At 46.9% G+C, this 22,004-nt stretch carries 27 protein-coding genes and 1 pseudogene; 14 read left to right on the top strand and 14 right to left on the bottom strand.

Annotation, left to right across the window (positions count from 1 at the left end; all coding sequences use genetic code 11):
* Positions 1 to 40 precede the first annotated feature (40 nt).
* Both RTK01_RS00215 and RTK01_RS00210 read right to left on the bottom strand, forming a co-directional pair.
* The gene (locus tag RTK01_RS00215) at positions 41 to 859 is read right to left on the bottom strand and encodes a hypothetical protein (RefSeq protein ID WP_312279040.1); all 819 of its coding nucleotides are present in this window, start codon (positions 857 to 859) and stop codon (positions 41 to 43) included.
* A 170-nt stretch (positions 860 to 1,029) separates the two neighbouring features.
* Positions 1,030 to 2,235 (bottom strand): tyrosine-type recombinase/integrase, encoded by a 1,206-nt coding sequence (locus tag RTK01_RS00210; RefSeq protein ID WP_312279039.1) that lies wholly within the window; start codon positions 2,233 to 2,235, stop codon positions 1,030 to 1,032.
* A 329-nt stretch (positions 2,236 to 2,564) separates the two neighbouring features.
* Between RTK01_RS00210 and RTK01_RS00205 the strand changes: the two genes are divergently transcribed.
* The 4 genes from RTK01_RS00205 to RTK01_RS16775 all read left to right on the top strand — a co-directional run bounded on the left by RTK01_RS00205 (position 2,565) and on the right by RTK01_RS16775 (position 4,361).
* Positions 2,565 to 3,260, top strand: coding sequence for an alpha/beta hydrolase (locus RTK01_RS00205; protein ID WP_312279038.1), 696 nt, complete (start codon positions 2,565 to 2,567; stop codon positions 3,258 to 3,260).
* Entirely contained in the window at positions 3,257 to 3,613 is a 357-nt protein-coding gene (locus tag RTK01_RS00200) for a hypothetical protein (protein WP_312279037.1), read from the top strand. The genes RTK01_RS00205 and RTK01_RS00200 overlap by 4 nt, the downstream gene beginning before the upstream one ends.
* On the top strand, positions 3,610 to 4,020 hold the full coding sequence (locus RTK01_RS00195) for a peptide deformylase (protein ID WP_312279036.1): 411 nt from the start codon (positions 3,610 to 3,612) through the stop codon (positions 4,018 to 4,020). Before RTK01_RS00200 ends, RTK01_RS00195 begins: the two co-directional genes overlap by 4 nt.
* A 65-nt stretch (positions 4,021 to 4,085) precedes the next feature.
* A complete protein-coding gene (locus RTK01_RS16775) occupies positions 4,086 to 4,361 on the top strand; it encodes a DUF3841 domain-containing protein (RefSeq protein WP_397352061.1) in 276 nt (91 codons plus the stop codon).
* Between the two features lie 119 nt (positions 4,362 to 4,480).
* Here the strand turns inward: RTK01_RS16775 and RTK01_RS00190 are convergent, their stop codons facing one another.
* From RTK01_RS00190 to RTK01_RS00160, 8 genes are all read right to left on the bottom strand, one after another.
* The gene (locus tag RTK01_RS00190) at positions 4,481 to 4,696 is read right to left on the bottom strand and encodes a hypothetical protein (protein WP_312279035.1); all 216 of its coding nucleotides are present in this window, start codon (positions 4,694 to 4,696) and stop codon (positions 4,481 to 4,483) included.
* 120 nt (positions 4,697 to 4,816) lie between these two features.
* On the bottom strand, positions 4,817 to 6,040 hold the full coding sequence (locus RTK01_RS00185; RefSeq protein WP_312279034.1) for a hypothetical protein: 1,224 nt from the start codon (positions 6,038 to 6,040) through the stop codon (positions 4,817 to 4,819).
* Between the two features lie 79 nt (positions 6,041 to 6,119).
* Positions 6,120 to 6,752 carry a GyrI-like domain-containing protein gene (locus RTK01_RS00180; RefSeq protein WP_312279033.1) on the bottom strand — a complete coding sequence of 211 codons (633 nt, stop codon included), beginning with the start codon at positions 6,750 to 6,752 and terminating at the stop codon, positions 6,120 to 6,122.
* A gap of 23 nt (positions 6,753 to 6,775) precedes the next feature.
* Positions 6,776 to 7,303 (bottom strand): putative immunity protein, encoded by a 528-nt coding sequence (locus RTK01_RS00175; RefSeq protein ID WP_312279032.1) that lies wholly within the window; start codon positions 7,301 to 7,303, stop codon positions 6,776 to 6,778.
* Positions 7,304 to 7,327: 24 nt separating this feature from the next.
* The gene (locus RTK01_RS16770; RefSeq protein WP_397352060.1) at positions 7,328 to 7,726 is read right to left on the bottom strand and encodes a DUF3795 domain-containing protein; all 399 of its coding nucleotides are present in this window, start codon (positions 7,724 to 7,726) and stop codon (positions 7,328 to 7,330) included.
* A 53-nt stretch (positions 7,727 to 7,779) separates the two neighbouring features.
* Complete coding sequence (locus tag RTK01_RS00170) at positions 7,780 to 8,223, bottom strand: hypothetical protein (protein WP_312279031.1); 444 nt, start codon at positions 8,221 to 8,223, stop codon at positions 7,780 to 7,782.
* Between the two features lie 275 nt (positions 8,224 to 8,498).
* Positions 8,499 to 9,359 carry a ParB/RepB/Spo0J family partition protein gene (locus RTK01_RS00165; protein ID WP_312279030.1) on the bottom strand — a complete coding sequence of 287 codons (861 nt, stop codon included), beginning with the start codon at positions 9,357 to 9,359 and terminating at the stop codon, positions 8,499 to 8,501.
* On the bottom strand, positions 9,346 to 9,810 hold the full coding sequence (locus tag RTK01_RS00160; protein WP_312279029.1) for a helix-turn-helix domain-containing protein: 465 nt from the start codon (positions 9,808 to 9,810) through the stop codon (positions 9,346 to 9,348). The genes RTK01_RS00165 and RTK01_RS00160 overlap by 14 nt, the downstream gene beginning before the upstream one ends.
* Before the next feature lie 543 nt (positions 9,811 to 10,353).
* On the opposite strand from RTK01_RS00160, the pseudogene RTK01_RS00155 reads away from it, so the two are divergent.
* A pseudogene (locus RTK01_RS00155) lies at positions 10,354 to 11,170 on the top strand (MBL fold metallo-hydrolase).
* A 140-nt stretch (positions 11,171 to 11,310) separates the two neighbouring features.
* On the opposite strand, the gene RTK01_RS00150 reads toward RTK01_RS00155, so the two are convergent.
* On the bottom strand, positions 11,311 to 12,750 hold the full coding sequence (locus RTK01_RS00150; protein ID WP_312279028.1) for an IS1182 family transposase: 1,440 nt from the start codon (positions 12,748 to 12,750) through the stop codon (positions 11,311 to 11,313).
* Between the two features lie 388 nt (positions 12,751 to 13,138).
* Between RTK01_RS00150 and RTK01_RS00145 the strand changes: the two genes are divergently transcribed.
* The 4 genes from RTK01_RS00145 to RTK01_RS00130 all read left to right on the top strand — a co-directional run bounded on the left by RTK01_RS00145 (position 13,139) and on the right by RTK01_RS00130 (position 16,834).
* Positions 13,139 to 14,308 (top strand): GNAT family N-acetyltransferase, encoded by a 1,170-nt coding sequence (locus RTK01_RS00145; protein ID WP_312279027.1) that lies wholly within the window; start codon positions 13,139 to 13,141, stop codon positions 14,306 to 14,308.
* Between the two features lie 163 nt (positions 14,309 to 14,471).
* The gene (locus tag RTK01_RS00140; protein ID WP_312279026.1) at positions 14,472 to 15,164 is read left to right on the top strand and encodes a DNA alkylation repair protein; all 693 of its coding nucleotides are present in this window, start codon (positions 14,472 to 14,474) and stop codon (positions 15,162 to 15,164) included.
* Between the two features lie 465 nt (positions 15,165 to 15,629).
* Positions 15,630 to 16,070, top strand: coding sequence for a DUF3788 domain-containing protein (locus RTK01_RS00135; RefSeq protein WP_312279025.1), 441 nt, complete (start codon positions 15,630 to 15,632; stop codon positions 16,068 to 16,070).
* Between the two features lie 2 nt (positions 16,071 to 16,072).
* Entirely contained in the window at positions 16,073 to 16,834 is a 762-nt protein-coding gene (locus tag RTK01_RS00130) for a GNAT family N-acetyltransferase (protein ID WP_312279024.1), read from the top strand.
* 72 nt (positions 16,835 to 16,906) lie between these two features.
* On the opposite strand, the gene RTK01_RS00125 is transcribed toward RTK01_RS00130, so the two are convergent.
* Positions 16,907 to 17,773 (bottom strand): AraC family transcriptional regulator, encoded by an 867-nt coding sequence (locus RTK01_RS00125; protein WP_312279023.1) that lies wholly within the window; start codon positions 17,771 to 17,773, stop codon positions 16,907 to 16,909.
* 371 nt (positions 17,774 to 18,144) lie between these two features.
* Between RTK01_RS00125 and RTK01_RS00120 the strand changes: the two genes are divergently transcribed.
* On the top strand, positions 18,145 to 18,939 hold the full coding sequence (locus RTK01_RS00120; RefSeq protein ID WP_312279022.1) for a class I SAM-dependent methyltransferase: 795 nt from the start codon (positions 18,145 to 18,147) through the stop codon (positions 18,937 to 18,939).
* Positions 18,940 to 19,041: 102 nt separating this feature from the next.
* Here RTK01_RS00120 and RTK01_RS00115 read toward each other — a convergent pair whose 3' ends face one another.
* On the bottom strand, positions 19,042 to 19,263 hold the full coding sequence (locus tag RTK01_RS00115) for a hypothetical protein (protein WP_312279021.1): 222 nt from the start codon (positions 19,261 to 19,263) through the stop codon (positions 19,042 to 19,044).
* 111 nt (positions 19,264 to 19,374) lie between these two features.
* Between RTK01_RS00115 and RTK01_RS00110 the strand changes: the two genes are divergently transcribed.
* Positions 19,375 to 19,545, top strand: a complete 171-nt coding sequence (locus tag RTK01_RS00110) for a hypothetical protein (RefSeq protein ID WP_312279020.1) — start codon at positions 19,375 to 19,377, stop codon at positions 19,543 to 19,545.
* 3 nt (positions 19,546 to 19,548) lie between these two features.
* On the top strand, positions 19,549 to 19,716 hold the full coding sequence (locus RTK01_RS00105) for a hypothetical protein (RefSeq protein ID WP_312279019.1): 168 nt from the start codon (positions 19,549 to 19,551) through the stop codon (positions 19,714 to 19,716).
* A 25-nt stretch (positions 19,717 to 19,741) separates the two neighbouring features.
* On the opposite strand, the gene RTK01_RS00100 is transcribed toward RTK01_RS00105, so the two are convergent.
* Positions 19,742 to 19,885, bottom strand: coding sequence for a hypothetical protein (locus RTK01_RS00100; RefSeq protein ID WP_294856990.1), 144 nt, complete (start codon positions 19,883 to 19,885; stop codon positions 19,742 to 19,744).
* 352 nt (positions 19,886 to 20,237) lie between these two features.
* Here RTK01_RS00100 and RTK01_RS00095 point away from each other — a divergent pair, with 352 nt between their 5' ends.
* Positions 20,238 to 21,146 (top strand): XdhC/CoxI family protein, encoded by a 909-nt coding sequence (locus RTK01_RS00095; protein ID WP_312279018.1) that lies wholly within the window; start codon positions 20,238 to 20,240, stop codon positions 21,144 to 21,146.
* A gap of 65 nt (positions 21,147 to 21,211) precedes the next feature.
* The gene (locus RTK01_RS00090) at positions 21,212 to 21,973 is read left to right on the top strand and encodes a tRNA threonylcarbamoyladenosine dehydratase (RefSeq protein WP_312279017.1); all 762 of its coding nucleotides are present in this window, start codon (positions 21,212 to 21,214) and stop codon (positions 21,971 to 21,973) included.
* The last annotated feature ends 31 nt before the right edge of the window (positions 21,974 to 22,004 follow it).

The raw sequence follows: 22,004 nt of genomic DNA, 5'->3' as shown, positions 1-22,004 counted from the left end.
TTATTTTCGCTTATTCTTAGATTCTGTTGTTTTAATATCTTCAAAAAGTAGTTTCAATCAAATTTTGCATGTAGCCAATTAAAAACAGTCGATCTTCTTCCTTTATTACCGAGTCATATTGAGAAAAATCCGAATTATGCAAAGCAGCAATGGCAAAGCTGTCTGCAAACAGTTCCGCTTTTATAGTATCAGATTCATAGACTGCTTTAGGAAATATTCGTTCTAAAACATTCAAAAAGGAATCCGGTGGTGTCATAAGTTGTTTGGTTGCTCTTGTATGGAGAGCGTGTCCTAACTCATGGAGAAAAATAAATTCCTGGGGGAAATTAATTTCATGCCGTAAATATGGAATAAAAATTTTATCCGTGAGTTCAATGCTTTCTGGGGAATCCTCAGTTAAAATGGCAACATAATATGCTCCCAATTCAGTATGAGAATGATCAATGAGCAGTATTTCTAATGGAGTTTCTTCCAATACCTTTTGCTGAAAATGAAACTTATCATTGACAAGGGCTATCAGGGATTGGATCATTTCTATTGAGATTCTCGACTTTTGTGGAGGCAACATGCTTGCATGGATTGTATGGATGATATCTTGAAGGCATTTTTTATTATCCTTATAAGTTTCATGAAATCTCCAATAAGTCATCAAATAAGGGATGGAGGCATCTTTGCCTTCAAGAATAGAAAACGGCTGAGGTTGCCTCGTACAGCCAAAGTATAGATTACCATAGATTTCTCTCAACACCTTGTTTTTGTTGCGAACACTATCTATAGCCGATAAAAGCTTTTCTATACTACCGGCCAATTCAAATAAATCGTTGCTGTTATATAATTTATCAATAGCCTTTTGCAGCATGGCAATTCACCTCCTTTAGTTTATATTGCGCTCTAAGATAATTGGACAGATAAAGTTAATTGGACAGAACATACTCCTCCTAAGAGTATGTTTTTACGTTCGATTCCTCTTTGAAAACGCCAATCAAAAACTTAGCTGCTAACGCCTTGCTAAAGGTGTTAGCAGCATTTTTATGCATAAAATGCTTTTTCCATTTGCAATGCCATCTCCCTTCTCTGTTCGTCTTGAATCCGAGCGTAAACATTGAGTACCATGTCCGGCTTTACATGCCCGTTATCACTCTGGACAGATTTGAGATCACCTCCACTGATTAATAATTTGTACGTTGTACTGGAATGACGCAAACTATGAAACACCACTTTGGGGAAATTATGCTCAATAAGTAACTTGTCAAAATGCTTGTTAACCCATTCCGTCTGGAGCGGAAGTCCTTTGCCTTCTGTAAATATCAGATTATAGAGTTTAGAAAGTATTTTGTCTTCCTGCTCTTTTTTCCAACACAACAACATCCGCAATAGGGCTTCCGGCAAAAAAACTTTTCTAATAGACGCCGGTGTTTTAGGTATTTTAAAAACAAGCCTTGTGTTGCATTTTGAACTTTGAGTCGGAAAAACATGAATCACTTTTTGAGATGCTACCGAATTAATAGACTTTACTGAAACCCTGATCAATTCTTTTCTTACATTGACAAAACCTCCTTCAAAATCAATATCGTCCCAACACAAAGCCAAAATTTCACCTTTGCGAAGTGAGCCCACAAAAGCAAGCTGTATTGCAATTGACAGCATCGTATTTTGGTTCGTTGCAATACTAACTATTTGCTTGATTTGATCCATGCTGAGAATATTTCGTGTGGCACTAATATGTTTTGGGATAGTAACGCTTTTTAATGGACTTTCGTTATACACACCCCAAATGACCGCCTGATTAAAAATACTGCGAAGCAATTTATAAATGTCATAAACTGTGCTGCCTGTTAAAATGTCAGTCTTGGAGGGTTTGTGCTTGCTATCTATGGGTTTAAGACCATAAAGCTTGTGAAAATACCTACTTAGTAAACGGCCATTTATCGTTGATAGCTTCAAGTTCCCTATTTGAGGTAAAATGTACCGGTTTATAAGAGAAATTCGGATGGTGTATGAGCTATATGACCATCTGATTTCTCCGTAGGTATAAATATATTCTTTAATTAAGTCGGATAATGAACTAAGCTTAGGCGGTATACCTAAAAATGGTACTGCGTTTTCAATCTCCCATTTCCGATTCTCGGCCTCCTCTTTTGAATGATAGGTCTCCCATTTTTGCTTTGAGCCTCCCTCTAATTTTTCCGAATAGACAACCGCATAACTTTTGTTTCTTTGAACGATGGATGCCATAATATTCTCCCTTTTAATGAAATTAGCTGCCTATCATCAAAATGACAGACAGCTTGAGTATTATAGCATTATATAGTTGTTCTACATCGTTATCCCTTATTTACTATTCTCGGAAGGAAGAAATAAGAAAACCGACGCACAGCTTCCATCAGGTTAAAAACTAAAGTTACCAAGACGGCTGTTTTTACTAAAAACAGCCTCAATACGACTACCTGCCCTTTTTGACAGGCGACCATATTGTAGGCGGGTTGTGGTCTGTGATAACCTGTGCTATGATGAGAAAATAAGAGCAAATTGTAGGTTGTGATGCAGCTAAAAGAGGGATCCCTATGAATGTGATAAAATTTCAAATTGATATTATTCCCGCCGTATTATACGGCGAGAGTTCTGACCGTGTCTGGCTATTCGTCCACGGCAAATGCGGCTGCAAGGAAGAGGGCGAAGTCTTTGCGGAAATTGTGTGCCCCAAGGGGTGGCAGGTGCTGGCTATCGACCTGCCCGAGCATGGGGAACGCCAGAGTGGCAAGCCCGACTTTGACCCTTGGCATGTTGTGCCGGAGCTGCGTTCCATGCTGACATATGCCCGGCAGCGTTGGGCTCATATCGCTCTGCGAGCTACCAGCATCGGTGCTTGGTTTTCCATGCAGGCTTTCGCCAGGGAGCCGTTGGAAAAAGCGCTGTTTGTCTCCCCGATATTGGATATGGAACAGCTCATTCGCAATATGATGCTCTGGGCAAAAGCAGATGAAAAGCGGCTGGAGCAGGAGGGTGAAATCCACACCGATTTGGGAGAAACCCTGTCCTGGCGCTACCTTCAATATGCAAAGGAGCATCCCATTACCTCCTGGAATACAAACACCGCCATCCTCTATGCGGACAAGGACAACCTGACTGGATGCACCACAGTGGATGAGTTTGTCCACCGCTTTAGCTGTGTGCTGACCGTCATGGAAAATGGCGAGCATTGGTTTCATACGCCGGAGCAGTTGACTCTTTTGCAAAGCTGGGAGGAGGAGCATGCATGACAGAGCAGGAACGGGCAGATGCGCTAAAGGTGGTGACTTCGATCATTGCACGCTGTGAGCAGACACAACCTAAGTTTGCCCCAGGAACCTCGCAACACACGTTGCTCAAAAACCGCATTCAGGCCCTGAAAATTGGGTCAGCTTTGCTTGGTGGTGGATATGTGGAAAAGGATTCCGACGAAACTCTCACCGCAGCATTGGAGCCTCTGGCCTCCATCATCCGCAAATGCGAAAAAGCACGGTCGAAGTACGAACCGGGCAGCGGGCAATATAACCGCTACGGCAGTACCATCCAGGCCATGGAGTTGTCCCGGATACAAATAGAAAATGAGCTGCACAGGAGAACGCTATGATACAGGAGATTACGCGGGATACGGACCTTCTCGCCAGAAAAGCGGAACCGGCAACAGATGTTGATTTGGCAGTTGCACAGGATTTGCTGGACACCTTAGTCGCCCACAAGGACGGCTGCGTGGGCATGGCTGCCAACATGATTGGCATTAACAAACGCATCATCGCCTTTGACAACGATGGCAGCTATATGGTGATGTTCAATCCGGAAATTGTTAAGCAGGCAGAGCCTTACGAGGCGGAGGAGGGCTGTCTTTCTCTGACCGGCACACGGAAAATCAAGCGGTGGAAGTCTATCAAGGTGCAGTATCAAAACGAAAGCTTTCAGACTCGCTTCAAGACATTCACCGGTTGGACGGCGCAGGTTATTCAACACGAAATCGACCACTGTGAGGGAATTATTATTTGAGAAGACACCACTGTCAAAGTTTAATGATACGCTCCTTCATATGGTGAGGTTTTGTATCGCTATTACTGGTAAATAGTACGGAGGACTTTATACGATTATGGACGATACATCCGAAAACACTTTATGAAAAATTGCGGTCGGAAAAGATATTCCACTGTGTTCCAGAGCAATCCGATTGGGTTACGGAGTTTGGATTTGGCCCTGCTTATAATTGGATGGTAGAGCAAGTGTGCAAGCATATTGGACCGCCGTCACCGGGTATTCGATATCCGATATGGGCATGGCATACGTTGGAGTGGAAACACGCAAAGCCGGATTTGAGGCGCAGTGAATTTCAATGAATTAAGGCCACCTGTCAATTTTGACAGGTGGCCTTATTGTGGTTGGTTTGTGATGTATGATCCAATAAAGAAAGGGAATCCGTGACATGGGAAATCTATAAAGCTATATTCAAATTGTATTATTCTTCGGACTTTGCCCTTGCAGATATTTCTGCGTCAAGCAGGCTAGCCTCTTCCGGAGTGCAAAATTTGTCGAGGTAATAATCGTAAGGCATCATGACAAGTGATCGTTCACCATAGTTCAGCTGAATTGGCCCATCCCATGCTGTGCAAAAATCTCCGACTATCTCGAATTGCTTCTCAGAATCTGTAAGCGGAATAATTGGTATTTCCATATTTGCTCATCTCCTTATAAGCCACATACTAATATAATAAACTATGTCCTCAATCTCAATGTGGAATAATAGCAAGACATAGCATATGTAGTGAATCTTGCATTACCGTATACTTTTTCGTCATTTAAACGTCACCTTATCCAGCGGATACCATGTTACAGCCTCTATAATCTTCTCTGTATAATCACATGGAAGATGCATAAAATCAATGATACTCTCACTAGGAAACAAATGGCCGCAATATGAAGGTATCACCTCTTCCGGCACAATGCCAATGTAATCTTTTCCGGCGAGCATAGCGGCGAGTTCCTGTCCGTCACACAAGAATGCTGGTATTCCGTGATCATTCAGCGCCAGATAAAATTTGACTGTTTCAACGGACCGGGAATAGCTGGAGCCAACCAGTGTAAACCACCATCCACGATTATCGCATCTGGCATACAGAGAGATATGTGTGGAGTTACCGCCCCGGCAGACTTCCCAAGGATGGCCGCTTCGCATCCTTTCATCATGGTACCATGCGGCAAAGTCTTCAGGGGAATCTTCGGGTATATCCAGTAGACCGTCGTCTCTGCCATCCGCATGAGAACGGTACAGTTCCATTGATGATAAAGTGTCGGTACCTGCATAGTGGTTGGCTGCATATCCCAGACGGCAGCTGTCCAGAAACAATCTGTGTGTCATCTCGGGGAGGCGCTTAGCCGGGGAATCAGGTGGCTGTGTTTGTATAAGATTGAAGAACCTGTTCACCTCATCAGGCGTAATATCTTTTAGATATGCGGCTTTTTCATCCGGGAATATACACCAAAAATCCTCGCGTAGGATTTTCCCTGTACGTTTTCTAAATGGAAAATGATCCTCTACAAAAGCATTGTACTCTCCCTTTTCGAGGGCGGTCAAGCAATTATCCACAGCCGAGAGCAGCCATTCTGCCAGTTCATAGTGATCTTTTATATCATTATTTTGCAGTTCCGGCTTTACTTCAAATGTAAGCTTATTGTCAAGGAAAACGTAACTTGTATTTTCATAGATTGTTGTGGTAAGTTTATACCACTTTATAGAATCAGGGTATTCGGATAGCCATAACTCCTCAAATTCATCACGGCTGCTTACTTCTCCTTCGGTCAGATACTCTTCAAAGTCACCAAAATCCTCAATAGTACCACGATCAGTTGGAATCCATAGCTCACGCCGCTCATCGTTACCATAGTTCGTAATATCCTGTATTTTTTGAAACATCGTAGTTATAAGATGTTTGGTTTTATCATCCAGTACCGCTGGGTGCTGCTGTATTTGATACAACATCAAATCGATTTGCGGCGCAGGTATATGAATTATTTTCATGTGTCCTCCGGCATTTTATAAGGTCAAGTGGCCTGCTGATAATTTGAACTATAGTGATTTATTATGCTCTCATCCTAAGTTATACTTTTCGAACCGGATGGCGGATAACCGTTTTCAGCTTAGAGACTTCTGTTTTGCGGGGATCGCTCAGATAAATCTCATGATGATACCGCTGATCTGTAATGTCGATGGCATATCCGTTTTCTTTAGCGTATTGCTCCATCGTGAGAATGGTGGCCGGTTCTTCATCATACGAGCCCAGATGCATGCACTGCACGCATAGCCCTTCGTCATAGGTGAAGAATTCTACGGCCCCAAAGTCTGTTTTCTTTTTCTTTGTTGCCTCTCCCAGAGCCCAATCAAAGTCGGGCGTCTTCACAAAATCCGGAAGGCGAATCAGGGAAATCCACTGAAAGCTGTCCTTGTGGGAATAGTCAACCCCGCGGATACCCTCCTGCCACCAAAGCCCCTCCAGCGGAGGAACGACATATTCAAAGAACCCTTTGATTTGATGGGTACCCTTATAGCTCATTTTGATGGTATAGGCCATACCATAGAGAAGCTCCACGGCCCTTTTGTATTTGCCGCCTTCCTCGTTAGGATCTCCTTTTCCTCGGACAGCAAGAAACGACATCTTAGGAACCTCGACGATGCCGGGATGTTTTGGTGGCATATAGAATTCCTTGTACTCTTTTTTATAATCAAACGCCATAGATTCTCCTCCTCAATAACATATTAACAGTGCCAGTTGATCTTTGCTGGATGTTTCTCATTTTCCACCGCAATGGCGTGCAGAGCGGCTTCCATTTCGGCGCATTCCTCAGCGGCAATCCGGTCGTAAACCTCAGGGGCTTCACAGATACCAACGCGATCATACGCAATAGCTGCGGCACCGTAAAAGGCGATTCCTAGCGAGTGTGTAGCCATATGAATCGTAGACGCTGCCTGTCCCACTGCCCTAGCTGCTGCCTGCGCCGCCGGGTTTTCCTCCGCTTCCCGCGCAGCGGCATGGGCAGCCAGAATCTTTTGCTTGGCGGCAGGCAGCTTGATCATTCCCGCAAGCCAGTCCCGGAGGGCGATTAAGGCCTCTTTTGGACGAACATCACCCGGGTAAGCCCGTTCGTAGATCGGCAGGATATGATTTTGGGCATAGTCCACACACCAGTTCACAATGGTTTCCTTGCTCTGGGTTTCAATCAGTCTCATCAACGATACGATATAGGGAGAGTGAGCCGCTCCCAGCATTTTTCGAAGCTTTGCCATACCTACCTCCGATCATTTTCTTCTCTATTCTTTCCCGCAATCACTGCATGTCTGATGGTGCTGGTCGATTACTCCACCGCACACCTTACAGCAAAACCTTTCTCGCTGTGATTGTAGAAATTCCTCCATATCCGCACGGGCATCCAGCCCGTTTTGGATTAAGTCAACACTATAGTTCTCTCGGTAGCGTTTATCCAAGTTCTTCAATCGAGAACAGGGAAATTCCCCACATTCAAAGCACCAGTTAAGCCCTTGCTCAAATGCACATCGCTTCTTGACGCAGCTTTGGCAGCTTTTTCGCAGTTGCTCTTCTATAGGTGACCGGCAGCCGGGGCAAGGCTTTTTGTCGCTTAAATATGCACTGCAGGCGAAGCAGTTTACGCCGCAGGGCGCGATTAAATTTCCAGCCAGCTTGTCAGGCATCTTCATACGCAAGTCACCCTTTCATATATTGCTCTGTTTTGAACCCAAAAGCTCTATTTGCGTTCCATCACTTGAAGCAGGCTTTGGATATCTTGCTCTATAAGACTGTGCATGGTGTCCTTAAACCGCAGATAATCAAGGGACAGCATCTTGTCCCTTATTTTGCTATGCAATGCCTTCTTGTATCGAACAATATCCTCCAGGGCCGTCAGCTTTTGACGTACGGCGGTAGGCTTTTCGTCATCCACTGCACGCAAAATGGATTCAATTTCTCTATCAATTTTATTCTCTGTGTCCCACTTGGCCTGTTTGCACAGCAGCCGAAACCCACGTACCCGAAGCACATATTTTTCGCTTCCAAGCATGGCCAGAAATTCATCAAAATAAGGATAGAGGCCTTCTGCCGTGTCGGAAAAGGACTCCAACTCCTGCAAATTCTTGTAGGCAACAGAAGAGTCCTTATCGTACAGCAACGCAATTTTTGAGTCCAATTCCATGGCATGCCCTCCTAACACTATGGTTATATAATTTCAATAACCCAAGATGTCATAGCGACTTGATGTAGAAAGCTTTCTAGCATCATTGTACTGAATCTTTATTCAATTGTAAATAAAAAGCATGGTGAGAATCCTTTCTAATGATTATTCATCATACAAATGTGCTGACCTGCGGCTTTGTTCTCATAAAAACCGCCGGTCAGCTTGTTGTTTCAGTATTACTTGACTTTGATGCTCATTTTGCGCGTGATATAAGCATGAAAATCAATTTCCTATTACTTACCAACACTTTTTTGACGGTTCCAATGCTCTAATAATTGAAAGATGACTTTCTCCATCTGCCGTGGAGTATAGCCATCGGGAAAAAATCTGCGAAGCTGGTCTTCCCGAAGCTTTAGCCGATTCACCTGATTGCCTTTTTGCTCACTCAGGATGCTGAGAATAGCATCCATGTCCAGCTTTCCTTCCTGACTGAGTTTTTTCAGGGTTTGAGCCTGCGAGAGGGATGGAGTGGCTTCTTCTGTAATAATGGTTTCAAGTAGCAGGCACTGCTCATCGTGCTTGAGAAAAGAAATCTCGACGGCGGGGCCAAATGCAATGCGGCCTTCATCCACCATACGAAGCAGGTTTTCTTCCAGATAGGTTAGGCGGATGTAGCGTTGGATTTGGTTTCTACTTTCTCCAGCTTCTTTTGCAACAATATCTCTGGACTTCATCTTGTGCCCAACTTGGGCACAAGATGATTCAGTAGCCTTTCCCTGATGCTTCATCGCATCTAACTTCATACGATAGGCAAACGCCTTTTCACTAGGCAACAGATTCTCCCGCTGTTGATTGGCGTCTACCATCAGAATGGTAGCGGCATCATCGTCCAAATCCCGCACAATTGCTGGTATGGTCTTGCGGCCAATGAATTTGCAGGCCGCCACCCGGCGGTGGCCGGACAGCAGTTCATAACCGTCGCCATAAGGACTGGGCCGGACGATGCAGGGCGTCAGCACACCGTTCTCCTTAATGCTCTGAGCCAACTGGCGTAAAGCATTATCTTCCACCACCCGGAACGGATGATTTTCAAAGGACTGCAGCTGCTCAAGCCGGACTGAAATGCTTTTTTCTCCTGTGTTAGTTTTCATCATCGGAATCCTCGCTTTCATAAGGTCGCACCGTTACATACCTTTGCTTCACGTGGCCGGGGTATTCCGGAATGGTCATCCGGATTACGCCCTCCTCCAGCAGGGGATGCAGTACGGTGTCCCGGAAAAATTTCCGGTCGGATAAATCGAGGAATTCCTGAATCTGCTTGCGGCTCCTTGGGGTTCGGCAGTAGAGTGCCACGGCAGCCCGTCTCTGCTCGTGGAAGTTCTGTTGTCTCTGAAATCCGTATTTCTGAATATACTCGATGAGCCATAGCTTGGGCACCCGTACCCAGCGGTCAAACTTGATGCTGTTGATCTCGCCGGAGCGCAGCATCCGGTACACCCGCTTCTTGTCTAGGTTCATGATGACTGCCACATCATCGACTGAAAGAATATCGTCATAGGTGGCGAACATCTGCAAATACAGCTCATCTATGGCAAGCTTCTTCATGAGGTGCAACCTCCGTTTCCTTGCTTTGTCGGCAGCAAAGAGTCGGAAATTGCTGGGGGGTAAATTGAGTTTATGAGACAGATTTGACGGGGATTTGCTATCAATTCTCTATCGTTTCGACTATGATACGGGGTAAAAGCGCCTCCTTTCTTATATTACCGGTATAGCGCGTCGCTTCAGCCTTTATTGCCTGCAAACCCGCATGATACAAGGATTTTTGGCCATATTCAAAGGCCTTGAACGACCGCGGGTGACCTGTCCTTTTCTTTCCCTTTAGTCGCTCGAAATCGAGTTGCCCGCAAGGGCACGTGGGTCCGAATCCCATCGTCTCCGCCAATAAAAAGTCATGTATGAATTTTTGAATACTCCGTGATAAAATGAAGCAAAAGATTATTTATAGTATGCCAATATTGGACGAGTTCAAGAACACTTCTTGACACTTTAAAAACAGAATTATTTATCAGGAGTGATGACATGCCTGCTAAGAATCGTTTTTCCTCTGTGCAAAGATAAAATAAAATTGTACAGAGGAGTATATAACAAATGAATAGATTAGATAAACCAATCATTACAAGTGAAACGATTAAGGCGATGGAAGATATGTCTTTCTTTACCTATTCACTTATTTTTGATGACTTACTGATTGTTGCTCAAAAAGAAACTAACTGTTTTGTGTTAAAAACAAGTGATGGGTTGATAATCATCGACGCTATATGGCCTGCAAAAGAAGCTTTTGATGCTATCATAGGTGCAATTCAAGAGATTGGGTGGAATCCTGATTCTATAAAAAAGCTGGTCTTAACCCATGGTCATGTTGACCACACAGGATGTGGTAAATGGTTTGTTGAGCAATACAATGCCCACACATATCTTTCTAAGGCAGATGATATCTTCCTGGCAGGAACATCCGACAAAGCCAGACAGACCAGAAACGTGGAAAGACTACATGATTGACTATTATTTGCAAAATGGGGATTCCATAACATTAGGCGATAAAACCATACATGTTTATGGTACACCCGGTCATACGCCCGGATGCCTAAGTTATATATTCCCCGTAACGGAGAACGGAGAAAGTCACATGGCAGCCTTGTGGGGAGGCACTACACCACCTTGGACAAAAGATGCAATAGAACAGTACTTAAAATCATTAGATTACTTTATGAACATGGCGGCCAGCAAAAATGTGGATGTTGCTTTAAGCAATCATACAGTAATTGATAACGGTCTTGAGCGTATAACATATTCTAGGAAAAGGTTATCTTATATGCCTAATATCTATATTATTGGATTAGATGGATTTCAAAAATATTGTCAGGTTTTTCGGATAATGAGTACTGAAATACTAGAACGATTGTGAGCATTATTTGGTATCTTAATTCCTGATGCAATTGAACAGGGTACGAAGTATTGAACAGTTTTATTGGATTGTCCAGTATTTCGTACCTTTTTCTATGTCTAAAACATGTGTTTATCAACATTTACACATTTGATATGAAATCAGGCGTGACTACTGTATTTGGGTAGTGTCAAGGATTGGACCTGTTGACAAAGAGCAAAAAATTCTCTTGAAGTCTCGTAGGAAATCGAGAGGATTGAGTGTCTTTGAATGAAGAGAATGGCTTTCGCCATTCTCTTTAGGTTTAAGGCCAAAGCAGATAAGAGGCACTCCTCTGTTGCAGCAAGAAGGCCTCGTTTGTGGACGGCTGACAGGCAATGTTCTCTTTTCAAAACGGAAAAACAGCCTTCGGCCCATATTTTTCTTTTCTTCATCATGAACCAATAATCCGGAGAACCCACGCGCATATGGCCACGATGAAACGCGGGGTAGCAACTACTGCCCAAAATTCTTCGCCGAACCCCCGTCTTATCAAAGCATTCATGCTTTCTTGAACAATGGATGCAGATGTCATCTTGTATTTGGTAGCACCGCAAATATTTCCCGGTAGATTTGTTGCAATTTAGTCTGTGGTAAGTGAGCGGTTGCCCCATCGGGCATAGGAAAGTATCTTTCTGTGCATCGTATCGAAACCCATGTTTTGCAGGAAAGTTTGGAAAGGCTATCGCCGAAATATAACCAGTAATATTCAGCAATTCCAGACCTCGATGAACCGCACCTGTATCATAGCCACGGTCAAGAGCAATTTTTTCCATGGGTAAGTTCAAGAGTTTTTTCTGCTTTTCAAGGTGTCTTAATATAATAAGACTTTCCTTTTGATTGGCCGGATAAACGTCTACACCTGTAATGATACCATTTTTGCAATCCACAGTTGTTTCAAGTAAATAACCAATGCCGCGTTTATTGCCATGGTTAATTCCGCCGCATTCCAGATCGGTGCTGCTGGTTATCCTTTGTCTTTTCTCTGTATGGATAGGAGGCTTTTTGAAGCCAGGTTGTTTGGCTAATTCTTGATCTAACGCGTCCAGATAGCTCTGCATGCTGAGTTCTACTGTATCTTCCACTTCTGTCCAACTTGAGTGTGAGACGTTTGCAGGGATATAGCTGCCATCCGCCACCATTTCTTTTCCATCAACCAAACCGACAGTAATACACTGGCGGACAATTTCGGTAAATACCTTTCCAAGCAAATTGCTTTCATTCCATTTGCGTATGCGGGCTTTGCTGAAAGTAGAATGATCCGGAACCTTATCACCTAAATCAAATTCGAAGAACCAACGGTATGCAATATTCATCTGAATTTCTTCCACAAGCCTGCGCTCCGATTTAATTCCGTAAAGATATCCGATCGGCAACATTTTAAACATGCTGACCGGGTCGACAGAAGGTCGGCCTATTGCTGAATAGTAGGGAGCCAGCAAATCATAGATAAACGAAAAGGACACACAGGCATCAATCTTCTTAAGCAAATGGTTATCTGGTATCAGTCCACACATATCCATTACAATCATCTGAAGTTGTTCGTCTGTGCGCCCCATCATTTCTCATTACACTCCTACGGTCTCATTATACCATGAAACTCGTTTCATGGGGGACTTTGTCAACAGGTCCCTTATTCTACCTTATCGCAGGCTTGTCATTACCTCTCACGTGTCCTGTCTGCTTGCAAGGTCTAACTGCGCGTAAATATCGGCGTTGGTGGATAGATAGCTGCGCCCAGTCAAAGACGAATGCGCGTTATGAGACTTTCTCCGCTGCGAATAAGCTGGCACAAGTAAGTCACAAATCAGGAAGCCGGATATAAGAAAGCCCGGCGGAGGTTCTGCCGATTTTGTCAGGTGGTCATATTATTGGTGCAATTGTGCTCCATGATAACCTGTGCTATGATATAAACAAATACAAGCTGTATTGCAAAAAAGAGGTGTTTCTATGCCCGCGATAAAACTTCGGGTTCATGATATTCCCGCTGTCCTGTATGGCGAAAATTCTGACCGGGTGTGGCTATTTGTCCATGGCAAGCATGGATATAAAGAAGAAGCGGAGGCATTCTCAGAAAGTGCCTGCTCGGGAGGTGCGCAGGTGCTGGCCATTGACCTTCCCGAACACGGGGAACGAAAAGCGGTTTGCGGCTTTGATCCATGGCATGTGGTGCCGGAGCTGCGAGAGGTCATGGCGGTTCTAAGGCAGCGCTGGGCGTATGTTTCCCTTCGTGCCAACAGCATTGGTGCGTGGTTTTCCATGCTGGCCTTTTCGGATACGCGGCTGGAGCAGGCGCTATTAGTCTCGCCCGTGCTGGATATGGAAAGACTGATTCAAAACATGATGCGCTGGGCGGCTGTGGATGAAACGCGGCTGGAGCGGGAGGGCGAAATTGCCACTGATTTTGGTGAAACACTTTCTTGGGACTATCTCCAGTATGTGAAAGGGCACTCCATTAAAAAGTGGGCGGCTTCGACGGCAATTCTCTATGCCGGGCAGGACAACCTGACTGACCGGAGGACAATAGATGCGTTTGTCAGTCGGTTTGGCTGTGATCTGACGGTGATGGAACACGGCGAACATTGGTTTCATACGCCGGAACAACTGGCATTTTTGCAGGCGTGGGAAAGAAAACAGACAGAGTGCAAAAAAGAGGGACGCACCGCAAAAATTGCGAAGGCTACTTCTGCGGATATCGACAGTTGGATGACGCTGGTACGGCGGATGCGGAAGCGTTTCCCCGGATTGGAGACAGAGACGGCACTGTCAGAGCACCGCGAAACGGTGCTGCGGTTTATGGAGGAAAATGGCGCCGTCTGTGCAAAAGACGGTGACAGGGTTGTGGGCGCATTGCTGTTTTTTCGGTCAGAAAATATGCTGTGTTATTTGGCGGTGGATGATCGCTGTCAGCGGCAACACATTGCCCGGGAACTGGTCGGCTATATACTGCCCCTCGCTGATCCGGAAAAGGATCTCACAGTGACCACGTACCGGGCCGGTGATCCCAATGGCGCCGCCGCCAGAGCTTTCTATCAGCATCTGGGCTTTGAGGCGGGGGCATTGACAGAAGAATTTGGAGGTCCCGTGCAGGTTTTTGTGCGCAGGCGGCAAAGAGGATAACGCGACATTAGAAAACCCAAGCGCTGAAACTCCATTATGGGACAATACCGAAACAAGCGGTTTCAGACCTGTCAAAAACCTTTACCGGTTTTTGGGTGCAGATGAATCAGCACCAAACTGATCACTGTGAGGAAGTTTTAATATAGTTATGGAGTGTGCGGTTATGCATGATATGAAGACAAGCATCCAGGCCCGGCTGTTTGCCCTGCAAGATTTGAAATACAAAGACTTTCAATGCAAGCTGATCCCCACGGTAGCACCGGACCGGGTAATTGGCGTGCGCACACCCGAGCTGCGAAAGCTGTCAAAAGAGCTTTCTAAAGAACCGGAAACCGCGGAGTTTTTGAAGCGGCTCCCCCATCAATACTACGATGAAAATAACCTCCATGGCTTTGTGATAGAGCAAATTAAGGACTACAACACCGCAGTGGCAGCGATAGACGCATTTTTGCCCTACGTTGACAATTGGGCCACCTGCGACCTGATAAGCCCCAAGGTGTTTCAAAAGCACCGCTCGGAGCTTTTGAACGAAATTCAGCGGTGGATGGCGTCCGACCGCACTTACACCATCCGCTTTGGCGTTGAGATGCTGATGACGCACTTTCTGGACGAGAATTTTGCACCGGAACACCTTGCCTTGGTGGCGGAAATTCACTCGGAGGAATACTACGTCAATATGATGATTGCCTGGTACTTTGCCACGGCGCTGGCCAAGCAGTGGGATGCGGTAATTCTTTATATCCGGCAGAATCGGCTTGACAAATGGGTTCATAACAAGGCAATCCAAAAAGCCGTTGAGAGCTACCGCATTACAGACTGGCAGAAAACCGAGCTTCGCACGCTTCGGGTGAAGTGAGCCTTTAAGAAAGCCCAAACATGATTAGTCGGAAGAGCCCTTGCGCGGCGAGGGAAACGCGTTGCAGAGTTAAGGAATGAATGTGGATGCCGATAGTCCGGCGGATGTAGGAGTATATCCAAGATCATCTGCAGCAGGAAGCCTTTTTGTTTCTATTTGTCGAATGAGTTTTTGCTTTTACCGTGACGTTTTTACCGGCTATTTGTGTCGTGCGTTCACCTGCGGCACACGGAATATCTCCGCGAACTTGACGAGCATTGCATCCGGCACAAGGAAGATGGTTTCTGCCATGTGTTGTCTGGCTGGAAGAAGATGGCTGGATGTACAGCTTTTTGCGTTTGTCTGGCGGGATGTGAAGGTGCTTTGCCCCGTGCATATTGCGGAGAAGCTAAAGAAAAAGCGAAGCAAAACATGACACACTGTTGTCATGTTATCTGATATATAATCAATTCTGGAGGAATGACGATGGATTGGGCACAACGTTTTGGACCGGATAAACAGCCAACCGCTGCTGAAATCGCAGACTATATCAATAGCCCCTTATGGACTGAAATGAATCGCTTTATGCGTGAAAATTACGAGGTTCAGCCAAGTTTTCATTATAGCAGTTGCTCCGCCCAGCCGGGCTGGAACGTGAAGTATCAAAAGGCCGGGCGTTCTCTGTGTACGCTTTATCCCATGGACGGATTTTTTATCGCGCTGGTGGTCATTGGCGCCAGAGAGCAAACCGAAGCCGAGCTTACCATGCCGCTGTGCGAGGAATATACCCAGTTGCTTTTTTCCAGAACCGCATTCAGCGCAGGGGGCAGATGGCTGATGCTCAGTGTCACCGACGAGGGCGTTTTGGAGGACGTGAAGCGGCTGATTCAAATTCGCAGAAAGCTCAAAAAGAAGGAGCAGGCATAAGTATGGAAGGAATCATTGCCGTAACAACGGAGAATATTGACTCTGAGCATATCTGCTGCGCCATCACGGATAAAAAGGGGGAGACGAGTGTTTCCTCCAAAAAGGCGTGGCTGAAAGAGCGCTTCCGGGACGGACTTGTGTTTCGAAAGCTGGATGCGCGTGGCAAGGTGTTTATCGAGTATATCCCTGCCGAAAAAGCGTGGTGTCCCATGGATGCGCCGGGATATCTGCACATCAACTGCTTTTGGGTGTCAGGGCAGTACAAAGGGAAGGGCCATGCCAGCCGCCTGCTTGAAACATGTGTGGAAGACGCCAAGGCTAAGGGCTGCTGCGGATTAACTGTTGTTGCGTCTGAAAAAAAGCGCCCCTTTCTCTCTGATGCGGCTTATCTCAAGCAAAAGGGCTTTTTGGCAGCCGACACTGCCCGGCCGTATTTTGTGCTTTACTATCTGCCGTTTACAGAGACTGCGCCTGTTCCAAGGTTTAAAGACTGCGCAAGACAGGGTGTAATTGAGGAGCAGGGTATGGTTTTGTATTATACCAACCAGTGCCCCCACACGGACAAATATGTGCCGGTCATTGTGAAGCTTGCGGAGGAAAGGGGCGCAAAAATCAGCGTCCACAAGATTGAAACCACGGCGCAGGCACAGTCCGCCCCCACACCGTTCACCACCTACGGCTTTTTCTATAACGGCGAATATGTGACCAATGAGATTTTCGGACCGGCAAAATTTGAAAAGTTTTTGAGCGAGCACGGATTTTAATGATAGACAGAGCAGGGGCCGCAGCGAAAGAAAATCGCTGTGGCCCCTGTTTGTCTTGAGAGAATAAGTTGCTTACTTTTTCACGGGCAGCCAGATATAGCAGACATAGTCTTCGCTGCTTTGGTCGCCGTCGGTATACTGCTCGATGTCAGGTGCGTCGGCGTATTGATAGCCGCTGCCGGGAAGCCACTCAGTCAAAATGCGCTGCTGCATGGCCTGAATTGCGTGGGGCATGGCGCCCTTGCATTCAAAAATCGCCCAGGTGCAGGCGGGAATTTCATATTCCGCCATCCCCTCCGGCACCGGCTGATCGCTGGAAACCGCAATGTAATAGTCAAAGCTTCCTGTAGTCTGCCAGTTCCCCACGCAAATACCCAGAATGCCCATGGGTTGTTTGTTCATGATCCCACATAAAGCGGGGATGGTTCCTTTGGGATAATGCTCGGCCCAAAACTTAGGGATGAGGGAAAATCCCTCCTGCTTTTCGGGGGACCAGGGGCAGCTCATTTTCGGGCCAACAGTGCGGAATGCGTCGTGATGCTCAATTCGATAATTCATTTCAGCTTCACCTCGTATGGTAATTTTGAAGCTGATGGGCTGGTAGGCTTTGAGCCTCGCGCCCTCCTGCCGGGCGGCGGAGGGGGAAACCCCGTGGACACTCTGAAACGCGCGGTTGAAGGCGGTGGGAGAGTCGTACCCGTATTTCAGCGCGATGTCAATGACCTTATCCCCGGTGTTCTGCAAATCGAACGCCGCTTTTGTCATGCGCCGCCTGCGGATGTATTCCGACAAGGGAACCCCGGCCATATACGAAAACATCCGCTGAAAGTGGAACACCGAGCAGAAGGCAAGCTTCGCTGTGTGTTCCGGGTCAATTTCTCCGTCCAGATTTTCCTCGATATACCGCAGTGCGTCGTTGAGTTGGGAAAGCCAATCCATACCATCATCTCCTGTACTGAAATCTTACGTTATTTTGGGCTGTGCGTCCTCTCCGTCTCTGCCGGATTCGGAGAGATATATTTCTGGGTTTGCGTGGAGCCAAAACACGGTGCTCGGCTTAAAAGCCGCCGTTTTGTGGGACTTGTCCAAATAAATTTTGGGATTATACGGGCCGTCGGTGTCCGACTTTTTTAGTATACCACATTATTTTTCCAAACGGGAGGCGATTGTGCGGTGCATGCGGCTTGGATTCATTCATGTTTCGTGCCTTAAAAATTTTTTTGAGCAAATGATTGAATTATAAGCAATAGCATGATAAAATTTGGTTAGCTATTTCTAACCTGAACGGGCGAACAAGGGGAGGATACCGTATGAAAAAGCAAACAAACATTGACTACGCAAATTGGATTCCGGTAAAGCTGCCGGTGATCCTGGGGACAATTACCGCGGTTTCGGCGCTGCTGTTTGCGCTGAGCTTTTTGCTGCCCGGCGGCGTTCCCATGCTAATTCTGCGGGTTCTGCTGGCGGTGGCAGCGGTGCTCATGGGGGCGTTTTTTGTTTACATGGCCCATGCCCGAAAGCTGCTCTCATATGAGGGCGGCGGTGTTCAGGGGAAAATATTAGACAATGTGCTGCGGTATCTGGACTGGGACGGAAATGGAACGCTGCTGGATATCGGCTGCGGCAGCGGCGCGCTGACCATTAAGGCCGCAAAGAAATATCCGGGGGCCTATTGCGTCGGGATGGATTACTGGGGCGCAATATGGGATTATGCCCAAAGCCAGTGTGAAACCAATGCGCGGTTGGAAGGCGTTGCCGGGCGCACGGCCTTCCAAAAGGGAGATGCGGCAAAGCTGGATTTTCCCGACGGACACTTTGACGCGGCAGTGAGCAATTTTGTATTTCACGAGGTGGCGTCTCAGCCGGATAAGCTGAAGCTGATTCAGGAGGCTCTGCGTGTTTTAAAACCCGGTGCACCTTTTTCCTTTGAAGATGTTTTTAATTCTCCAAGAAGCTATCCGGATCTGGATGGGCTGGTTAAAGCGCTCTCCAAGGATGTAAGCGAAATTCGCTTTATAGACACGCGGCAGAACGACTTTGTGCCCAAGTTCTTGCGCACGCCGCTGGTGGCGGGCGAAATGGGCCTGATCTGCGGCAGGAAATAGGGCCTGGGCATTGTGAGCTTTCGCAAAAGCTCAGGCTGTGGAGTGCCTTGCTATTTCATTTGCTTCAGTGCCTGTGGGCGTTTACCGAAAAAATGAGCCGTCCTAGGACGGCTCATTTTCTTTTGCCAGACTGGCAGGCATGGGTTTAACATCATATCGTATTCCTGCGTTTTCTGTTTCTGACGACGGCGGAAAAATCTTCAATTCCACCTCAGGCTGGCTGATGTAAAGCTCCTCGCAGGTTTGCTGCACCGCAATCAAAAGATTGATCGCCTCCTCTGAGGCCCGAAACATTTTGAGATATAGTTCTTTATAGTCTGCCATAAAAAGCTCCTTTTATAGATATGAATTAAATATGTTTTATATCTATTTTTACATCGTACCATAAAATGAGCCTAAAATAGATATATATTGAATTTATTTCGAGGTGAATATATGGCTACAAAAAGCCTTTCCATTCGGATTGATGATGAATTGTTAAACAAGCTGCACGTTGTGGCGGACTACGAGGGACGATCCGCTAACAGCCAGATTCTGATTCTTATCCGAAATTGCGTTGAAGAATATGAAAAAGCACATGGAGCAATTGATAAAAGCGGAAAATAAAAGATGGATATTATAAAAATATTACAGGGGCATGGCGTTTCAACAAGACGATTTATCGGCCTGACTCCGTTCCCGTTTTTCAAGAAACGCGCTGGCACCCTCTTTAAAATCGGCGTGGAAGGCTATGCGGCGGGTATCGCTGAGGCAAATAAAAAAAGCCTGCAAGCTTGAAAGCTTGCAGGCTGTCCGGCAGAATTCACGGTTGCTCGGGTTCATCCGGCTCTACATCCGTGCACCCGTTGGCAAACTCGGGAGAACAGGCGACAAATTCCAGGTCCTGAATAGGTTCATGGCCGTTCTGAGTGCTTTTCGGGTCTGCGCTTTTTTTAATCTCATCCATAAAATTGTCCTCCTCTTCGATGCGCTTCACTACTGTGGTATTAAGTTTACTCAGTATAGCATGATTTGGCTGGGAATACAATATGAAAATAGCAGGTGCTTTCCTTGCATCCTGACAAAAAATATGCTACGCTATAAAAACCAACAAACAGACTATATTGATGGAACGGACTTGCTTATGCTGCCCTTTATACCCTGCGCTGCCCGGGTGCGCAGGAGATAAAATTTGGATGTCTTTCCGCTCTTGATATTCGAGGGCGGGGGAAACCTTTCAGTGAAAATTTGGCCGGACAGTTCGGAATACGGTGCTTCCCCGTCTTTTCAGTCGGGGGAGCTGGGAAGGAAGCACTGAGATGCGCTTGGAATTTGAGAAGCTTTTGAATGCGATTCGAGTGGGAGAAGCAGCGTCTATGCCGTTTGAGATTGAGGGCGACACATACCTGCGCACATTTAGCCCGAAGGAGCGGCTGATTTTGCTGGGCGGCGGGCACATTGCCCAGCCGCTGTGCCGCTATTGCGCCGATATCGGTTTTGCGGTGACGGTTGTGGATGACCGACCGTCATTTGCCAATCAAACGCGGTTTCCGGAAGCAGCAGAGGTGCTTTGCGACGCATTTCCGGATGCAATCGGAAAGCTTGCAATTACGAAGCGGGACTATATCGCCACCATCACCAGAGGGCACCGCCACGATGCGGACTGCTTGCGGATCATCCTGCACGGCGAGTTTCCATGCTATCTGGGGATGATCGGCTCGAAACGGCGGGGCATAGAGCTGCTTCGTCTTTTGGAGGAGGAGGGTTTTCCCCGTGCTGCGCTGGATCGGATTCATACGCCCATCGGTGTGGATATCAATGCACTTACAGTGGAGGAAATCGCAATTTCGATTACAGCCGAGGTCATTCAATCCAGACGGAAGGACACGCCCCGCCGCTCAAAAGCGGAACTGCTTGTCACAGAGGACATCAACCTTCCGCTGCTGGAGCTTCTTGCAAATGCGCAAACGCCGAAGGCCTTGCTGCTTGTCTACGAAACTGAAGGGTCCACGCCGGTGAAATCGGGAGCTATGATGGCGGTGGACCAGAGCTTTCAGGCGGTGGGGACGATTGGCGGCGGATGCAGCGAAAACGCCGTGTTAATGGATGCGTACCGCTTGGTTGGGACAGGCCGCAGTCAGTGCGTTACGGTGGACATGAGCAATCACGCGGAGGAAGAGGGCATGGTCTGCGGCGGGCAGATGAAGGTGCTGATTCAAGATATATGAACTCGCTGTCGGCCCAGCTTAGGGACGATAAATTGAAAACGCAGGAAGTTAGGATATCAGGAAATATGTTAAATCAATTTTCAAGAACGCAGCTTTTGCTGGGCGCGGACGGAATGGAAAAGCTGTCCGCGGCACGGGTGGCGGTATTTGGCATCGGCGGCGTGGGCGGCTATACGGTGGAGGCTTTGGCGCGCAGTGGCGTGGGCACACTGGATCTCATCGACGACGACCGGGTCTGCCTTACCAATGTCAACCGGCAGATATTTGCCACGCGCAAAACCGTTGGGCAGTATAAGGTGGATGTGGCACAGCAGCGCATTCTGGAAATCAATCCGGACGCGATTGTGCACACCTACAAGACCTTTTTTGCCCCGCAGACGGCGACGCAGTTTGACTTTACGCAATATGATTACGTGGTGGATGCGATTGACACCGTCACGGGAAAGCTGGAGCTGGTTGAGCAGGCGCAGAGCGCCGGCGTCCCCATCATCAGCAGCATGGGGGCCGGAAATAAAATGGACCCCACGGCGTTTGAAGTGACGGATATTTACAAAACATCTGTCTGCCCGCTGGCCCGCGTGATGCGACGGGAGCTGAAAAAGAGGGGAATCAGAAAATTAAAGGTGGTCTATTCCCGGGAACTGGCCATGACGCCTATTGACGACATGACCATTAGCTGCCGAACCCACTGCATCTGTCCGCCCGGAACGGCGCGCAAATGCACCCAGCGCCGACAGGTGCCAGGCAGCAACGCGTTTGTTCCGCCGGTGGCGGGGCTGATTCTTGCCGCAGAAGTGGTGAAAGACCTCTCCGGGGTGGGGAAGTAAACAGAAATTCATTTGACGTGCCTTGCAAATA

Source organism: Oscillibacter sp., from assembly GCF_031978065.1.
Lineage (GTDB): Bacteria > Bacillota > Clostridia > Oscillospirales > Oscillospiraceae > Oscillibacter.
Note: the sequence above shows the minus strand (reverse complement) of the source record. Positions and strands in the feature narration are given on the sequence as shown.

Coding starts and splice junctions, on each gene's coding strand:
- RTK01_RS00105 (WP_312279019.1), top strand. CDS start 19,549: ATGGATATTATAAAAATATTACAGGGGCATGGCGTTTCAACAAGACGA.
- RTK01_RS00215 (WP_312279040.1), bottom strand. CDS start 859: ATGCTGCAAAAGGCTATTGATAAATTATATAACAGCAACGATTTATTT.
- RTK01_RS00115 (WP_312279021.1), bottom strand. CDS start 19,263: ATGGCAGACTATAAAGAACTATATCTCAAAATGTTTCGGGCCTCAGAG.
- RTK01_RS00210 (WP_312279039.1), bottom strand. CDS start 2,235: ATGGCATCCATCGTTCAAAGAAACAAAAGTTATGCGGTTGTCTATTCG.
- RTK01_RS00165 (WP_312279030.1), bottom strand. CDS start 9,359: ATGATGAAAACTAACACAGGAGAAAAAAGCATTTCAGTCCGGCTTGAG.
- RTK01_RS00195 (WP_312279036.1), top strand. CDS start 3,610: ATGATACAGGAGATTACGCGGGATACGGACCTTCTCGCCAGAAAAGCG.
- RTK01_RS00130 (WP_312279024.1), top strand. CDS start 16,073: ATGGAAGGAATCATTGCCGTAACAACGGAGAATATTGACTCTGAGCAT.
- RTK01_RS00140 (WP_312279026.1), top strand. CDS start 14,472: ATGCATGATATGAAGACAAGCATCCAGGCCCGGCTGTTTGCCCTGCAA.
- RTK01_RS00160 (WP_312279029.1), bottom strand. CDS start 9,810: ATGAAGAAGCTTGCCATAGATGAGCTGTATTTGCAGATGTTCGCCACC.
- RTK01_RS00170 (WP_312279031.1), bottom strand. CDS start 8,223: ATGGAATTGGACTCAAAAATTGCGTTGCTGTACGATAAGGACTCTTCT.
- RTK01_RS00100 (WP_294856990.1), bottom strand. CDS start 19,885: ATGGATGAGATTAAAAAAAGCGCAGACCCGAAAAGCACTCAGAACGGC.
- RTK01_RS00185 (WP_312279034.1), bottom strand. CDS start 6,040: ATGAAAATAATTCATATACCTGCGCCGCAAATCGATTTGATGTTGTAT.
- RTK01_RS00090 (WP_312279017.1), top strand. CDS start 21,212: ATGTTAAATCAATTTTCAAGAACGCAGCTTTTGCTGGGCGCGGACGGA.
- RTK01_RS00175 (WP_312279032.1), bottom strand. CDS start 7,303: ATGGCAAAGCTTCGAAAAATGCTGGGAGCGGCTCACTCTCCCTATATC.
- RTK01_RS00145 (WP_312279027.1), top strand. CDS start 13,139: ATGCCCGCGATAAAACTTCGGGTTCATGATATTCCCGCTGTCCTGTAT.
- RTK01_RS00095 (WP_312279018.1), top strand. CDS start 20,238: ATGCGCTTGGAATTTGAGAAGCTTTTGAATGCGATTCGAGTGGGAGAA.
- RTK01_RS00180 (WP_312279033.1), bottom strand. CDS start 6,752: ATGGCGTTTGATTATAAAAAAGAGTACAAGGAATTCTATATGCCACCA.
- RTK01_RS00150 (WP_312279028.1), bottom strand. CDS start 12,750: ATGATGGGGCGCACAGACGAACAACTTCAGATGATTGTAATGGATATG.
- RTK01_RS00135 (WP_312279025.1), top strand. CDS start 15,630: ATGGATTGGGCACAACGTTTTGGACCGGATAAACAGCCAACCGCTGCT.
- RTK01_RS00200 (WP_312279037.1), top strand. CDS start 3,257: ATGACAGAGCAGGAACGGGCAGATGCGCTAAAGGTGGTGACTTCGATC.
- RTK01_RS00120 (WP_312279022.1), top strand. CDS start 18,145: ATGAAAAAGCAAACAAACATTGACTACGCAAATTGGATTCCGGTAAAG.
- RTK01_RS00190 (WP_312279035.1), bottom strand. CDS start 4,696: ATGGAAATACCAATTATTCCGCTTACAGATTCTGAGAAGCAATTCGAG.
- RTK01_RS00125 (WP_312279023.1), bottom strand. CDS start 17,773: ATGGATTGGCTTTCCCAACTCAACGACGCACTGCGGTATATCGAGGAA.
- RTK01_RS00205 (WP_312279038.1), top strand. CDS start 2,565: ATGAATGTGATAAAATTTCAAATTGATATTATTCCCGCCGTATTATAC.
- RTK01_RS16770 (WP_397352060.1), bottom strand. CDS start 7,726: ATGCCTGACAAGCTGGCTGGAAATTTAATCGCGCCCTGCGGCGTAAAC.
- RTK01_RS00110 (WP_312279020.1), top strand. CDS start 19,375: ATGGCTACAAAAAGCCTTTCCATTCGGATTGATGATGAATTGTTAAAC.